The organism is Alteromonas sp. BMJM2 (assembly GCF_027257845.1).
Taxonomy (GTDB): domain Bacteria; phylum Pseudomonadota; class Gammaproteobacteria; order Enterobacterales; family Alteromonadaceae; genus Alteromonas.
The window spans coordinates 14,657-30,361 of record NZ_JAPVOT010000028.1 but is presented as its reverse complement, the minus strand read 5'-3'; the positions used below and the strand labels follow the sequence as shown (position 1 = coordinate 30,361).

Genomic DNA, 15,705 nt, shown 5'->3' with positions numbered 1-15,705 from the left:
TGCTATTGGGAGCGAATACACCAAAAAACCGGGTAAGGTTGAGCCTTGGTGGAGGGATTAGAGCGGCAAGCTTGCCAATAAAATCAATTGGATCAAAGAATACATGTGTAGTGCCATCACGATAGGGGGTCTTCAATTCATAGCGTACTTTTCCATGTTGTGTCATGCTTAAGCGCTGCTCACTGATAGCTGGGCGGCTAATGTAACGACATAGCCTTTCTAATTTTTCTGGCTCATCGGCATTAGCGAATACTCCCGCGTGAAGCGAAAAACCAGACGTACTGGCCAATTGTCCATATTCACCCTCGGTGCTAGCAGGCAAGGTTTGCAGCGTAAACGTCGTCCCGCCCCAAGTATTCTCGCTAATCGCGCCTTCGAGGAACAGCATATGGAAGTGAATGTTTAGATTAAGTGCACTGCCAAAGCGTTGAATAAGCGTCACCGCACCTGATTTCGCTTGTTTGTTTGAAAAGCCAGCTTTGTTAACAATGTAAGTCGAAATGGCGCGGTGAATAATTTGCATTGCTTTGCTCAATTCGTTTGGATATCGAGCCAACAGCAATCGCAAAGGAATGGGCAGGCTTAAAACCCACTGCCGATTTGCTCGGCATGGTTGAAATGAATCGTTACGAAAACGAAAAAGGCCGTTTTACACTCGTTTTTCTTAGCGCGCCTGAAGATGTTGACTTAGCAAAAGAGCGAAAAGCGCCCATGCTGGAGCTGACTTATAATTGGGATAACGATGAAGAGTATGGAAACGGCAGAGCATTTGGGCATTTGGCGTATCGTGTAGATGACATTTATGCACTATGTAAAAAGTTGATGGATGCCGGGGTTGATATATTGCGCCCGCCACGCGATGGTCATATGGCGTTTGTTAAATCTCCCGATGGTATATCAATTGAGATACTGCAAGCGCGCGATTCGCTAGCACCCGCAGAGCCTTGGTCTTCTATGCCAAATCAAGGCTCTTGGTAGTTTACTCAGCTTATTAAAAGTAGGGGATAAACCTAGTTTAATGGCTGGGTTTATCCGCAAAACTGAAGGGTGTGGGTAGTAATTCAATGTAGTTTTGCGTTGCTTCAATGTCTTCAACGCCGAGCCTTATAAACTCACCTACCGCAAATTCTTCGCTACCCATAATAAAGTTATTACCGCCTAAAGTGTAATATGCATTTTGTTGAAGTGGCTCGCCATTTAAGATGATGTTGCCATTGGCTAAAATTTTTACATTGCTGCTCCAATAATTCCGCTCATTAACAAGCGATTGTAGCTGCGAGCCGCTATACCTACGAACCATTAACTGATTACTAAAGGGTTGCACGGCAAATAGCTGACCCCAAGTTAAGGGCCCTTCATTAATGGATGCGCGTACGCCACCTCTGTTCATAAGCGCTAGGTCAGATTTCAATGCATATTGATGAGTATTGGCAATAAATTCACCTAAAGAAATTTGTGTTGAGCTGGCTTCAAAGGTGTTAATAACCCGCTCGGTATAGCGTTTGGCAAACTGTGTGGCGCCACCAATAGTCTGACCAATAGAGGCGAGGGTGGCTATAGCGGCATCACTTAAGCCAGATAAGTCTTCTTTTTCAACTTTAAATATTTGGGCGCTGGCATAGCTGATATCTTTGCTGACTTTATTTATGCGCAATTCAATATCTGCATAGGCTCGGCCACTGGAAAAGGCTTGCGTGACTAACATGGTATGGCCTTCGCTATTATCGACATAAGCATTGGTGAATCGGTGTGAATGCCCTGTTACTACCAAATCAACGGCGCTAGGTAAGGCTTTTAAAAAAGCCATAAAGTCGCTGTCTTGTGGTATGCCCGACTCGGCTTTTGTCGGCCCAGCATAATAGTCAGCTCGGGCGCCGTCGTGCACCACAATAATAATGGCTTCTATTCCCTTTGACTGAAGTTCTTTTGTGTATTTTTGGGCTATGGTGGCTTGGTCTTGAAAACGCAAATTATCTACGGCACCCGGCAAAACAATGTTAGGAGTGGTATCTAGAGTGAGCCCAATAAAACCAATATCGATACCATTCACATTATGCACAGCATATGGCGGCAATATCAGTGTTTCAGACTCAAGATCTATTACATTCGCGCTTAATGTAGTGTAGTTTGCACCTTTCCAATTAGGCTGTAAAAAAGGGCCTTTTTTATGATTACCTCCATTTAATAAGCGCAGCATTTCAGCGCTACCCTCATCAAACTCATGATTGCCCGCAGTCCCCATAATTTGACACTTGCCTTTACGAGTTTGTTGGCAGTAGTCATTTAATTTGTTTAAAAAGGTGATAGAGGGTTCGTCTTGTAAAAGTGCCGACTCGGCAGGGCTTGCCCCTACATGATCGCCACCATGCAACACAAATGTATGACTTTGTGTAGACTCAATCTCTTTTAAAAGGTGGTTGGCCAACAAATACATGCCGCCGGAAGGCCCTTTAGCGTTAGCTAATACTTGCCCATGAAAGTCATTAATACCTAAAACCTTGACAAGTAAATCGTCAGTAATTGAGGCTTTGGGCACGTTTTGTGTTTGCTTAATCGTACAAGAAAGTAAAAACACCAAGGAGGCAAAGGCAATAACGCAAATAAAACGTTTTTTCATGATAATTCCAGTTTTACGCTAATTTGACACAGTGTATTACCCATACAATTGACGAGTGAAAATTGTCATGAAATTTATACTACATGGTGTTGCAAAGAGCAGCTATTAATTGAAGACTAAAAAGCCCCCATTAGCACCATGCCTATGTCGGTTGGCATTGAAGCTACGTGTGGGCTAGGAAGACTTGCCATTAGTGCAAGTGTTGCCCTATTTGATAACAAATTAAATAGTTGTTCAAGTAAATATCGAATAAATGTTTCGGTCATTGAGGCAACGCTGACCATACCTTTGCCCAAAAAGCTTATAACACCTTTTAATAATACCAGTAGAGACTTTTTAAAGCTGTTTGCGAGCGTTGCGATGGCTGATGTTGTGAACGAGTTCGACCATGTCGTTATGAGATGGTGCCTTGATGCGAGTGAACGTCGTCCCGCCCCAAGTATTTTCGCTAATCGCGCCCTCAAGAAACAGCATATGGAAGTGAATGTTTAGATTAAGTGCACTGCCAAAGCGTTGAATAAGGGTCACCGCACCTGATTTCGCTTGTTTGTTTGAAAAGCCAGCTTTGTTAACAATGTAAGTCGAAATGGCGCGGTGAATAATTTGCATTGCTTTGCTCAATTCGTTTGGATATCGAGCCAACAGCAATCGCAAAGGAATGGGCAGGCTTAAAACCCACTGCCTAATAGGATAACCTTGTAGTACGTCGTCTACCAGAAGCGCTGCGCTTTCAGCCATTCTTCTAACTCCGCAACTCGGACAGAAACCGCGGCGCTTGCAACTAAAAGCAACAAGTTTTCGTGTTTGCAATCGTCACATACCACTCTTAAGAATCCATTTTCTAGGCGACCACACCGCAAAAAGTCATCAAACTCGCGCTCAATAAACTTGGGTAATTGTTTACCATGCCCTAATAAGGCTTCTTTGAACTCAGGGTAATGCCGCTCAACCAGTTGATACAGCAAAGTGTTTTCTGGCCGGTGTCGTTTGTATATTGCAGCTTGCTGTGTGGCCAGCAACGGTCTCACCCTTAATTGCACTATCTGGATGTTAGGATGACAAACGTTGGTGACGTTTTCGACTGGTCAATAGTTGGTTTTTGCTTGTGGAAGAGTTGATTTGCTTATGTCGGCTTTACGTACTTTTCTGACGAGTTGAAACGTAGAATGATAATGACAAAACTGATAAAAACCGTTTTAGGCTACCAACCACGAATCAATCATCATGATTCGCTTTATTTATTATAAATAGAGAACCTGCGACCAATATCAACATGGGTAGTAAAAACCACAATTCCTGCATAATAAACTCCTTGTTGAGGACTTTCCTCAGCATAGCTTAAAAAATTGTCAGCAATCAAATTTTGATGTCAGTAATTACCTCTTAAAACCAGTAGCGGCCTGGCAGTATTAATTAAACGAGACCAGCTTTAAAATACTACGTTCAGCCACGCCAATGGTTGAAAATCTTCACCTTGGTGCTACTCTGCGTGCTTTCGCAGAGGTGGTTTGCAAAAACAGGCATGGTCGGTCTTAGCCTCTCTCAGGTACTCTTACCCTAATAGTGCCGTTCTATTTGTGTTAAGTTGCAAAGCGAAGAAAAAGGGGGCCATCAGTGCTCCAAAAATTTAAAGATGTCAGAGTGAATATGTCCGCTAATAATACGCAGTTAAAAAAAGAATATTTAGTTGTTGCTCAAAACGCATCAGGCCGTAATTTAAATGTGCCTGTGTATACCTTTTCCGGCAGCAAACCTGGGCCTACTGTTTACATTCAATCTTCTATCCACGGCGCTGAAGTGCAGGGTAACGTGGTGATTTATCACCTGATAAAGGAATTAAAAAACACCGATATTAGAGGGAAAATTATATTAGTTCCTAACTGCAATCCTGTAGGCACTAATATCAAGTCGGGCGAATACACATTAGGCCGTTTCGACCCTGTCAACGGTACTAACTGGAACCGTGGCTATTTTTACGACCAAGCCGCGGTAGAACAATTTGCGAAAACCGTGACACCTGAAGAGCCTGTTGATGTAATTAAACAGCGTTTTCGCGCTCACTTATTAGCATCCATCGGGAAGAAGCTGGCAGAGCCTTGGGGGCTTGGGCTTGCCCAACAACTTAACTTAAAGCTGCAGCAGCTTGCGGTAAATGCAGATTTTGTACTCGATTTACATAACGGACCGGTATCTACGCGGCATATCTATATTCCTGAATACGCTAAAGACAGTGCGTTGCTCTTCAATATTCCTCACAATATTTTTATACCAAATGTGTTTGCCGGTGCACTTGATGAAGCGACGTTTTGCCCTTGGTGGACATTACAAGACTCTGTTAGGCAAAATCTAGGGCGAAACATACAGTGTAATGTAGAAGCATTTACTCTTGAGATGGGAAGCCAAGAAGTGATTAACTTTGGCGAGGGCAGTGTGGATGCCCACAGTATATTGAGTTACCTCAATGGCAAAGGCGTATTGGTGGATAGTGATTTTACACCCGCTGAAATGACGAGATTAGGTGTGTATCTGCAAGATTACAAAACCTTATATTCTGATTTTGGCGGCATGGTGGAGTACATTGCTAAGCCTGGGCAAAAAGTGCAAAAAGGTGAGCCGCTCGCACAAATACTCGACATTGATGAATTGGACAATAGCCAAGGCAGCAGGATGTTGCACGCTCCATGCGATCTTATCCCTATGCTAAATTTTCCTTCAGCCTCAGTATTAAGCGGTACCCAGCTGTTCAAATGTTTCACTAATTATTTCGAGCTGTAGTTTGTAGTTGTCTTAGCTATTTAACAAATACGTGCTAACGCAACGACCGAGAGTTGGTGAATGCTGTTTATTATAAATCTTCGGCTGTATCCGAGCGGGTCACGGCATTTATCAACTTTATTAAGCCTAGAGTAACACTGTAGGTAGATGCCACGAAATTTTGTTTACCTGTCAATTTTCGGCAACATAAAGCATTTATAAATACGTATCAGAGTTTAAAAGTGAAACGTGTTTATGAAAGATCAGACAACTAAAAACCTAAAGATCGACAGCAAATTTTTGTTTATCGCCAGAGGCAGCTCTCACATAAAATACTTTAAAGCATTGGCTTCGCGCAGCAGTTTGAATGTTGACGTCATAAAGATAAATAAACATCTTTTTTTGCCGTCTCATTTAAAACATTTAAAGCGAGTGAAACAAACCGACATCAATGCGCTTTTACATTTCTATCTGGCCAAAAAAGCGGCATCACACCTCGCTGTATCAAAGTCGTTTTTATGGGCAATCTATCGATTTGTGATGCGCGTTGTCATCATGCTGGATATAGCAAAGAGTATCGACTTAATCGTTAAGTCAAATGCCGATGTAGTAGGCGTTTGGAACGGTCAAAAGTTACCCAGTTCGTCAATTGCAGAAGCTGCGAAAGTATTGGGTAAGGAGGTAGTTTATTTTGAGAACGGCTTATTGCCCAATTCAACAACCTGCGACTGGTCTGGTGTAAATTGCAAAAATTCTCTTCCTAAAGAGAGTGAATTTTACCGTCAATTCGATAGTGCAAAATCACTTCCTAGTGCCTTGGTGTCAAGAGCGCCTGTGGCACAGAAACAAAAGGGAGTGGATGCAGCGGCGTTGCCTGAGCAGTATATTTTCGTGCCTTTTCAGGTTGAAACTGACAGCCAAATTATTTCAAATTCGCCGTGGATAAAATGCATGGGGCAACTATACCAGCACCTTACAAACGTCATTGATAAAACAGATAACCCTCATTTACATATTGTTATTAAAGAGCATCCTTCCGAGGTAAAGCGACACGATGAATTGCATAATCGACATCCTCGAATTGTGTTCGCAAATCAGTGCGAGACACAGCAGTTAATCGAGCGTTCTCAAGCCGTGCTAACAATCAACTCAACCGTAGGCATTGAGTCATTACTATTAGGAAAATCTGTAATGACAATGGGGGAGGCGTGCTACGGCATTCGTGGTGTGTGTGAATCAATCGAATCTGAAGCCGCACTACTTAAACAGTTAAATCAACTCGACGCCTGCCATGGCGAGCCTGAAATCAAAAATGGTTTTCTACACTTTTTACACGAACACTATGTTATTCCCACCGCTTGGAATAAGCTTGATGATGCCCACGTTGATGCGCTAACCAAGCGTTTAACGCAACAAGATTTGCTTTCAAAAATGGTCTTAGCACAGCAGTGATTTACATCCTATTCAAAGAGATAAACCGCTCTCAAAAAGAATATAATTAAAAAGAGTTGACCCTCACCTAAGGTAATACTTCAAGGTATTTACTCAAAGCAGTACTTCTCAGTATTGCTTGAATAAACTCGTGTTAGAAAACAACAAGCTCTGGTTATTAGTGATGAATATAGCGAAGAAAGACAAATACAGTGTTGGGCAGTTGAGTAAGGCAAGCGGTGTAAGCGTGCGCACTTTGCACTTTTATGATCAAAAAAACTTACTTAAAGCCAAAAGAGACGTTAACGGATACCGTTTTTACATTGACTATGACGCTGCATTGTTACAACAAATTATTATCTACAGACAGATGGACATGACTTTAGATGATATTGCTAACATCATACACGCCGATAACTTTGACTTGTTGAGTGCACTACACAAACAGCATGAGCTTCTAATACAACGTCGTGAAAATACTAACGACATGATTAAACGTATCGAGGTGTCAATAAAGATGGCTAAAGGCGAAGAAAATTTAGATGCAATCCTAAAAGGGTTACCACAGGCTAAAATGGACGAGTGGAAGTCTCAGATTAAACAAGATGAAAATGGTGATGAGGTTTTCGAGTTTTATGGAAAACTTCCTGAAGAAGATATTCACAATATAAAAGATGAAGCAGACGAATGGACCCGCCATTATATGGAAGTGACCCATCTACCTGTTTATGAGAGTGAAGTACAAAAACTTATAGAAGAAGCCTACATCATAATGAATCGTATGTTTTATAAATCTAAGGATGATTTTTCTGGTGTAGATTACGATCTTTTAAAGGTAATTATCGCAGATGGTAGGCTAGACAGCGTAGTTGTTGATATTTATGAAACACTCCAAAAGGGCTTAGCAAAGCACTATTTCGATGCCATGGACTTTTTTGCGGAAAACTCACTTAAGCAAAATGAAGAAGAGTTTATTAAGTTGCAATAAGCTCGTGTATTTTAATGAGTGTTAACAGCTTGAGTTTTATAAGCTTAAGCTGATTCTGGCACTACACTTTTAGGGCACAACAAATTCTGTCAATAAAAAGCACAGTATTCACTCATTGAAAATTTCTGACTAGGACAATTGATAAAAACATCGATAACGGTCTGAAGTTAAGTAGATCCTCGAAATGTGCGAATAGTGACAGCATAACCTGCTTTTGAACTCAAGGTACACAGCAGCCGCTCAACCAAGATCTAATAAGACAGCTTCTGGCACTATCCTGCAACTAATATTGAAACGAGAAGAGCTATCGAGTATGAGCTCTTATTCCCCTGAAATTCGGCGATAAGATCATTCTAATCCAACTCTGCGTATAAATTTTTATAAAACCTTTCCCAAATATCACTGTTGCAAGCAGCACTGCACTTTGTCTATTTGTGAAAGGAACAACGCATTCAAATTTTCAGTTTGTTCTGCCACTAGGGCACTAGAAACAATTTGTTTAGATAAGGAGACAAAGCATTGGCTATATCGTCAGAAAGCTCAATATTACAACAAGAAGAAAATACTTCTTCAGCATCTCAGCATGTTTTCGAGAGGCGCTTTGAGGCCGCATTAAAGAATGCGTTTATTGGTGATGCCTTGGCCATGCCAGTTCATTGGTATTACAACCCGGGTGATATCTTCAAAGCGTTTAATGGTGGCATTGTAAAGTTTGAAGATGCGCCTTCGTATCATCCTTCGTCAATTATGTCTCTGCACTCTACCAGTGAAGGGGGCAGGGCAAGGGCGTCGCGTCAGGCTAAAAAAGAGATTGTTGGTGATGTGATTTTGAAAGGTAAGCGACAATATTGGACGGGCGCAAATCAACATTACCATCAAGGTATGAAAGCCGGTGAGAATACGTTAAATGCCCATTGTGCCAGAGTAATGTTGAGATGCTTATCAAATGGCTATCAGCGGGACGAATTTTTAGACGAATATATAAAAATGCTAACCGCAAGCCAGCCGCAACACCCTGACACCTACGCTGAGTCTTATCATCGCGGTTTTTTTGCCAATTTAGAGGTTGGAAAGCCTGCCCATCAATGCGGTGCAGTAACCCATGATACTGCCTCAATAGGTGGGTTTGTTACCATTGCGCCACTTGCGCTAAGCGCGGCGGTACGAGGGGACGAACTGAACGCGACACAAAGAGTATGCAGAGAACACTTAATGTTAACTCACCCTAGTGATGATTTAGCCATGGTGTGCGATTTCTATGTTGAACTGTTGTTTCGCCTATTGCAGCAAAAAGGCGAATCGGCGCAGGAAATACTCGAAGATATTGCTACGCGATCAATGGGTTTGTCGTTATCTAAGTTAGTTGCGAAGAAGAAAAGTGACATGGAAGTGGTGGGGCATACCTATTCACCAGCGTGCTATATCTCAGGTGCGTGGCCGAGTATTCTTTACTTCGCTTATCGCTATAGTGATGACAGTAAAAAAGCGCTGCTCGCTAATACTAATGTGGGCGGAGACAATGTGCATAGAGGCTTTGTGCTAGGCAGTATCGTAGGGCTTATCGCTGGCGAGCCAATTGACGACCTCTACAGGCAATTATGCGATGCCGAGAAATTGAATACTGAAATTAGCCATGCGGGCAAGCCCCTTTGATAAATGCGTGTCTATTGAATTAGCTTTTTTGAATAGGCTTTTAAACAGGCTTTTCAATAGATGATTTCTAACAGAGCAATGCCAACTTCAAGCGCCTTGAGTAGATACTTCATTCAGGGCGCCTTTGTTTATGAACCCCATAAGAACACACTATTCCTTGTCTTTTGCGGTAAGTAAGTTACGCAGAAGTCTAGTGCGAAAAAACGACAAAACTGTCAGCATTGATACATTTTGCAACATTTTCAACGGTCTATTGGCAACAAAACGCGATAGTTTACAAAATAACCTTTTTGATATGTAAGATACTAGGTCATAACGCGTCAGTTAGTTTAAAAAAATTCTAATAAAGTAGTGCGAAAAGCCTACATCATAACGATAAAAAATAGTTAGACAGGAAACTCTATGAAATTCAATAAAATAAACCAAGCGCTGATGATCGCTTTGTTGAGCACGTCAGCAATAAGCCATAATGTCTATGCTCAAGACGAGAATAAAGAGTCGATTTCAGAAGCTAAGGAAGAAATTAAAAAAGAAATCAAGGAAGAGATTAAAGACGAGAGCACTAAAGAACAAACTCTTGCTCAAACGCTAAAAGATAAAATTGCTTACGACGGCTATTTACCTGTGTATCAAGACAGCGAAGACGGCACGGCTTTAATGGTTATCGACGAAGCTAAACTGAATAAGCCATTTTTATATTTCGCCAATACTGTTGAAGGTGTAGTGGATGCAGGGCATTTTCGCGGCGGCTTTCGCCAACATCGCCTCATTGAAATGCGTCGTGTTTTTGACCGCATTGAAATTGTGGCAATGACACCTCGCTATTATTTCGATCCTGACAACGCCATAAGCAAAGCCGCAAATGCTAATACAAGCGAGGCCGTGCTGGTATCCACTAAAATTGTGAATGAGGAAGACGGACGCATAGCGATAAAGCTAGAAGACGTGGTGAAAAATCAAAAGCTTCACCGCGTAGCACCAATGCCGTCCTCAAGTCCAGAAGCAGAGAAGAAACGCTTTAAGTTGGGTAAGCTTAGTGATGATAAAAGCAAGATTGCTGCCATCGATAATTTCCCCGCAAACACCCACATCGTAGTGGATTACGTTTTTGAAAATGACACTCCAAAGGTACGTGGAGGTAACTATATTACCGACCCTCGCTACACCACTATTAGTTTGCAACATGCCTTTATTGAACTGCCTGATAATAACTTTGCATCCCGTAGAGACGACCCAAGAATTGGTTATTTTGGTAAGCAATTTGACGATTTAACCACTGATCAAACCTTTATCGGTCGCGATGTGATAAATCGCTGGCATTTAGAAAAGAAAGACCCGAACGCAGCTGTGTCAGACCCCGTTGAGCCCATCGTATGGTGGATTGAAAATACAACTCCTGTTGAGTGGCGAGACACTATACGCAATGCAACATTGAGTTGGAATTCGGCGTTTGAAAAAGCCGGTATTAGCAATGCTATTGAAGTGCGTATTCAACCTGATGATGCAGATTGGAAAGCCGAAGACGTTCGCTACAACGTGCTGCGCTGGACGTCATCGCCAAGACCCCCATTTGGCGGTTACGGCCCAAGCGTTGCAAACCCGTTAACGGGACAAATTATTGCCTCTGATATCATGCTGGAATACAGCTTTATGAAAGGGCGCTGGATAGCAGGCGAAATGTTTACCGACGGCGCTAGCTCTCTCTCATCGCAAATGCCCTCGTCGTTAGGTGATGATGCCGCGCAATACTGTTCATTGGGTCACGAACTTAATGCTGGACTGCTTTTTGGTGAATATGCGTCACTCGCCAAAGGGATGGGCGATATTGAGAAAGACAAGCTTCTTAGGCAAGCCATGCATTACCTAATTTTGCATGAAGTGGGTCATACCCTAGGGCTTAACCACAACATGAAAGCGTCTCAGTTACACGGGCATGACGAAGCCCATGACGCGTCGGTCACACAAGGTATTTTGGCAGGCTCAGTGATGGATTACCCTTCTGTTAACTTTGCGCCTGATGGCGTTACGCAAGGCGACTTTTACACAGAAAAGCCGGGGCCTTATGATGATTGGGCAATTGAATACGGTTATTCTACTGCGCTAGCAGACCCAGAAGCCGAAGAAAAACGACTGCAGGCTATTTTGTCACGCAGCGCAGAACCAGAGCTGGCGTTTGGTAACGATGCTGATGACATGCGAGCACCGGGACGTCACCTCGACCCACGAATAAATATCTTTGATATGTCGGGCGATGCAGTTGAATACGCGCGAGACCGATTTGGCCTTATTAAATCAACAGCCACAGAAATTAAAGACAAAACCCTCGCTGATAACCGTTCTCACAATGACCTCGCGGTGGGCGTTAACGCCGTATTTGGTGAGTTTGCACGCCAGGCTAGTGTTGTTTCGCGTTATGTAGGCGGTGTCTATGTAGACCGCACGTTTGTGGGGCAAGAAGGGTATGAACAGCCCTTTACGCCAGTACCTAAGGCGCTGCAGCAGCGCGCTATGCAAACGCTAAACGAGTTTGTGTTTGCGCCTAATGCTATCGAAACAATGGAGCCACTATTTGCTTACATTCAGCGTCAGCGTCGCGGTTTCGACAATATGGGGAAAAACGAAGATCCTAAGCCACACAAAATGCTGCTAGGGGCACAAAAAAATGTGCTTACCCATTTGCTCCACCCTGCTGTTCAAATGCGTATGAGCGATACGGCGCTTTATGGCAACGAGTACAGTCTTGAGCAAATGATGGGAGAGCTCACAAAAGGAATTTTTGAGGCTGATATTAAGCGTGACGTAAATAGCTACCGCCGAAATCTGCAAACGGAATATGTGGAACAGTTGATTAAAATAAGTGGTTTAGAAAAAGCCAGCAACTACGATCATTTGGCCAAAGCAGCTGCGCTTTATGAGCTAAACCGGATTAGTGATTTAGTCGATAACTCACGGGGTGATAGAGCGAGTAAGGTTCATAAATTCTACCTTACCGACCGTATTGAAAGAGCATTTCATAAAAGTAGGTCGTAGCCTTACCTAAGGTTACCGACGCTTTTAAAATAGTTCTTTACAAGCCTAGCAAAGCCAGCACTTTCAAATGACAGTATCAAATGACAGTATCAAATGACAGTGCCGGCTTTTTAGTATCTTGGGATACAGCAATCTTTTACACATGCTAGTCAATGATTTGGATTAGCTATTTTGTACTTCACCTTTTTGTAAAACTTCGCGATCTTTTTTTCTGAAGATGGTGATGTGCCACCCCCAATGTAACGAGCCCAACCTAAGAGAAATGGTCGTTATAAGAGAACCTAAAATACACCAGATGTAGCTTATGTCTTGGCTAAATAAGGCGGCATAGACTAAACCGCCGGCCAAACACGCTGACGCGTAAGGTTCGTTTCGCATTACCGATGGCACTTCCCGACATATAACATCACGGATCAGGCTGCCGAATATTCCGGTAGTAATACCCATTGTAATAGCAACCACCAGCCCTGAGCCACTAATGAGTGCTTTTTCGATACCCATAATATTAAAGATTGCCATGCCGATAGCATCTACCATCAAAAAATAATAATTGTTGACGGAGGGGAGGTAGCGGATAAGCAAAACCGTAGCAATAATGGCAGCGTAGGTTGAGTATAAATAATCCGGCGTTTCAATCCAAAATATGGGCTTGCTTAGCAAAATATCTCGCAGTGTGCCGCCTCCAAGTGCGGTAACGGTGGCAACTACCACAACGCCAAAGCCACTGATATTTTTTTCATAGCCAAGCAATGCGCCTGCTACTGCAAAAAATGCCACCCCGATTAGGCCAAGCACTAAAAAATATTCTGCTGTCATTTAACATCCTTTTACAAGCGCGTTTCAATGAGCAGCTAATGCAATTTCTATGCTCTACTTGGCGTGAGCGGGCCCGCAAATGTCACATTCTGTTGTATCGGGAAGCTGCCAGCGTTGCCACTCGTGCCCTAGGGCGTCGAATGTCATTAAGGTGTTTACCGGAATAGTGTCAAATTGCATGAGTACCTGCATAGCAAGTAACGACTGATAAGTGCCCACAATATTCGCGACGGGTGAAAATATTCCCGACTCTACACAGCTTAAGTCTGGCGCTGTAAATAGCTGCCTCAAACACCCATAGCAGCGACTCTTTCCAGGAATGGCAACAAATAGCTGTCCTTCAAAGCGAATAGCAGCGCCTGATACTAAGGGCGTACCTGTGGCGTAGCAAAGCTTGTTAATAAGGTCTCGAGCATCGGCGTTGTCGGTACAATCAAGCACCACATCACAGGAGGTCACTAGGCTTTTATGTTCTTCGCCAAACGCCTCATTAACGATGTGAATTTCACAGTCAGTGTTCATTTGTTGAAGTTGCTGTTTTGCGGCGTGTACTTTACTTTTTAAGACATCAGCTTCAGAAAAGAGCGTTTGGCGATGAAGGTTGGTTAATTCTACGCTGTCGAAATCAATAAGGGTGAGGGTGCCAACACCACTTGCACAGAGATTCATTGCTGCGGCGTTACCTAGGCCGCCCATACCCACAATAAGCACTTTTGCATTTAACAGCGCCTCTTGCCCGTCTAAATCCACACTTGGCAGCACAATATGGCGGTTGTAGCGCATAGCTTGTTCGTCAGTCAGGTCTCTGTGTAGTGTTTTACGCATAGGTTAAGTCAACTTAAGTATTGAATTCATGGGGTACACCCTTATAAAGTGTCTACTCACAAAAAATTGTGCTGGTTTCACGTGAGTTTATACTTTATCAAAGCCAGACACGATGTCGCATAGCAAATTAGGAATTTATATGTCAGCTGTTAGCCAGCCGCTCAATATTGCCGTACTCACTATTTCAGATACCCGAACTCTTGATAATGACAAGTCTGGTGATTACCTCACTCAGGCATTAACTGATGCAGGGCACAACCTTGCTGCTAGGGAGCTAGTGAAAGATGATATTTACCAGCAAAGAGCCGTTGTGTCCTCGTGGATTGCAGACAGTAACATTCATAGCGTACTCATCACTGGCGGTACCGGCTTTACCCACAGAGACTCCACGCCAGAGGCGATTAGCGTATTGTTCGATAAAGAGGTTGATGGCTTTGGAGAGCTATTCCGCCAGCTAAGCTATGAAGAAATTGGCACATCGACTATTCAGTCTAGAGCTGTCGCTGGCTTTGCAAATAATACTGTAATTTTTTGTTTGCCGGGTTCCACTGGTGCATGTAGAACTGGGTGGGAACGAATTATTGCTAGCCAGTTAGATGTGGATTTCAAACCATGTAACTTCGTTAAACATTTGGTGAATTCATGAGTATGAGTACAGCCTTGAGCGGGAAAACAGCCTTGAGCGGGAAAACAGCCTTGAGCGGGAAAACAGCCCTGAGCGGGAAAACAGCATGAGCGAATCTTCGGGTAAATTCAGCCACATCGATGCCGGTGGCCAGGCCAATATGGTCGATGTAAGTGACAAAAGCGTAACAAAAAGAGAGGCAACTGCAGAAGGCTTTCTCTATGTCAGCGACAGCGTTATCAAGCAAATAAGCGAAGCAAAAATTGCGAAAGGCGATGTATTTGCAGTGGCAAGAGTTGCCGGTATTCAAGGCGCCAAACGTTGCAGCGATTTAATTCCCCTTTGCCACCCACTGGCGTTATCCAAAGTTGACGTGAATTTTGAGGTTCAGCCCGAAGAAAAGCGGATACGAGCTACCTGTTACTGCAAACTAAGCGGTAAAACAGGTGTGGAAATGGAAGCGCTGACCGGTGTGAATGTGGCGCTACTCACCCTGTTTGATATGTGCAAAGCCATCGACCCGACTATGCATATGGAAGGCGTACGGGTTCTTGAAAAGAAAGGCGGAAAAACGGGCCATTGGTCCAGCAATGAAGTGAGCAGTGAAGTGAGTCAACAGTGATGTGAGTGAACAGAGGCTCATATCAATAGCCTCACGATAGCCGTCATTAACACATTCATACATTAATTTAGCATAGGAACAGCATGCAGATAACGGTGAAAACATTCGCACAAACCCGTGAAATTTCAAAAACGCCCAGCTTGAGTATCGATGTCGTTGTCGATAGCGATGCGGAGGCGACAATTGCCGATGTTATAGCGCAGTTAACCGCGTTAGACAGTAACTGGGCACTTGCCTTAGAAGGCAGTGTTTTAACGGCTAAAAATCAACAGTTGTGCGACAGCAGCACTGTGTTGAGCCCAGGCGATGAAGTCGCTTTTTTTCCACCTGTTACTGGGGGCTAA

Annotated in this window: 13 protein-coding genes and 2 pseudogenes; 9 read left to right on the top strand and 6 right to left on the bottom strand. The window is 43.3% G+C overall.

Annotated features, from left to right (window positions below; genetic code table 11):
- Positions 1–625 (bottom strand): annotated as a pseudogene (locus O9X84_RS18285) (transposase); the annotation flags it as partial.
- Between O9X84_RS18285 and O9X84_RS18280 the strand changes: the two are divergent.
- Complete coding sequence (locus O9X84_RS18280; protein WP_269521112.1) at positions 610–978, top strand: VOC family protein; 369 nt, start codon at positions 610–612, stop codon at positions 976–978. The pseudogene O9X84_RS18285 and the gene O9X84_RS18280 overlap by 16 nt on opposite strands.
- Positions 979–1,015: 37 nt before the next feature.
- Here the strand turns inward: O9X84_RS18280 and O9X84_RS18275 are convergent, their stop codons facing one another.
- The 3 genes and pseudogenes from O9X84_RS18275 to O9X84_RS18265 form a co-directional block, all read right to left on the bottom strand.
- Positions 1,016–2,617, bottom strand: coding sequence for a bifunctional metallophosphatase/5'-nucleotidase (locus tag O9X84_RS18275; protein ID WP_269521108.1), 1,602 nt, complete (start codon positions 2,615–2,617; stop codon positions 1,016–1,018).
- A 336-nt stretch (positions 2,618–2,953) separates the two neighbouring features.
- Positions 2,954–3,091 (bottom strand): hypothetical protein, encoded by a 138-nt coding sequence (locus tag O9X84_RS18270; protein ID WP_269521111.1) that lies wholly within the window; start codon positions 3,089–3,091, stop codon positions 2,954–2,956.
- A gap of 249 nt (positions 3,092–3,340) precedes the next feature.
- Positions 3,341–3,645 (bottom strand): annotated as a pseudogene (locus tag O9X84_RS18265) (transposase zinc-binding domain-containing protein); the annotation flags it as partial.
- 619 nt (positions 3,646–4,264) lie between these two features.
- On the opposite strand from O9X84_RS18265, the gene O9X84_RS18260 reads away from it, so the two are divergent.
- The 5 genes from O9X84_RS18260 to O9X84_RS18235 all read left to right on the top strand — a co-directional run bounded on the left by O9X84_RS18260 (position 4,265) and on the right by O9X84_RS18235 (position 12,473).
- Complete coding sequence (locus O9X84_RS18260) at positions 4,265–5,392, top strand: succinylglutamate desuccinylase/aspartoacylase domain-containing protein (RefSeq protein ID WP_269521107.1); 1,128 nt, start codon at positions 4,265–4,267, stop codon at positions 5,390–5,392.
- A gap of 234 nt (positions 5,393–5,626) precedes the next feature.
- Positions 5,627–6,823 carry a capsular polysaccharide export protein, LipB/KpsS family gene (locus O9X84_RS18250; RefSeq protein WP_269521106.1) on the top strand — a complete coding sequence of 399 codons (1,197 nt, stop codon included), beginning with the start codon at positions 5,627–5,629 and terminating at the stop codon, positions 6,821–6,823.
- Between the two features lie 163 nt (positions 6,824–6,986).
- Entirely contained in the window at positions 6,987–7,790 is an 804-nt protein-coding gene (locus O9X84_RS18245; protein ID WP_269521105.1) for a MerR family transcriptional regulator, read from the top strand.
- Between the two features lie 627 nt (positions 7,791–8,417).
- Complete coding sequence (locus O9X84_RS18240) at positions 8,418–9,443, top strand: ADP-ribosylglycohydrolase family protein (RefSeq protein WP_442864568.1); 1,026 nt, start codon at positions 8,418–8,420, stop codon at positions 9,441–9,443.
- Positions 9,444–9,845: 402 nt separating this feature from the next.
- Positions 9,846–12,473 carry a zinc-dependent metalloprotease gene (locus O9X84_RS18235; protein ID WP_269521103.1) on the top strand — a complete coding sequence of 876 codons (2,628 nt, stop codon included), beginning with the start codon at positions 9,846–9,848 and terminating at the stop codon, positions 12,471–12,473.
- Between the two features lie 162 nt (positions 12,474–12,635).
- Here O9X84_RS18235 and O9X84_RS18230 read toward each other — a convergent pair whose 3' ends face one another.
- Together O9X84_RS18230 and O9X84_RS18225 are read right to left on the bottom strand one after the other, a co-directional pair.
- A complete protein-coding gene (locus O9X84_RS18230; RefSeq protein WP_269521102.1) occupies positions 12,636–13,289 on the bottom strand; it encodes a trimeric intracellular cation channel family protein in 654 nt (217 codons plus the stop codon).
- 54 nt (positions 13,290–13,343) lie between these two features.
- Positions 13,344–14,114 (bottom strand): HesA/MoeB/ThiF family protein, encoded by a 771-nt coding sequence (locus O9X84_RS18225; RefSeq protein WP_269521101.1) that lies wholly within the window; start codon positions 14,112–14,114, stop codon positions 13,344–13,346.
- A gap of 139 nt (positions 14,115–14,253) precedes the next feature.
- Here O9X84_RS18225 and moaB point away from each other — a divergent pair, with 139 nt between their 5' ends.
- The 3 genes from moaB (at position 14,254) to O9X84_RS18210 (ending at position 15,705) form a co-directional block, all read left to right on the top strand.
- Positions 14,254–14,760 carry a molybdenum cofactor biosynthesis protein B gene (gene moaB, locus O9X84_RS18220; RefSeq protein ID WP_269521100.1) on the top strand — a complete coding sequence of 169 codons (507 nt, stop codon included), beginning with the start codon at positions 14,254–14,256 and terminating at the stop codon, positions 14,758–14,760.
- A gap of 85 nt (positions 14,761–14,845) precedes the next feature.
- Entirely contained in the window at positions 14,846–15,361 is a 516-nt protein-coding gene (moaC, locus tag O9X84_RS18215; protein WP_269521099.1) for a cyclic pyranopterin monophosphate synthase MoaC, read from the top strand.
- Between the two features lie 83 nt (positions 15,362–15,444).
- On the top strand, positions 15,445–15,705 hold the full coding sequence (locus O9X84_RS18210; protein WP_269521098.1) for a MoaD/ThiS family protein: 261 nt from the start codon (positions 15,445–15,447) through the stop codon (positions 15,703–15,705).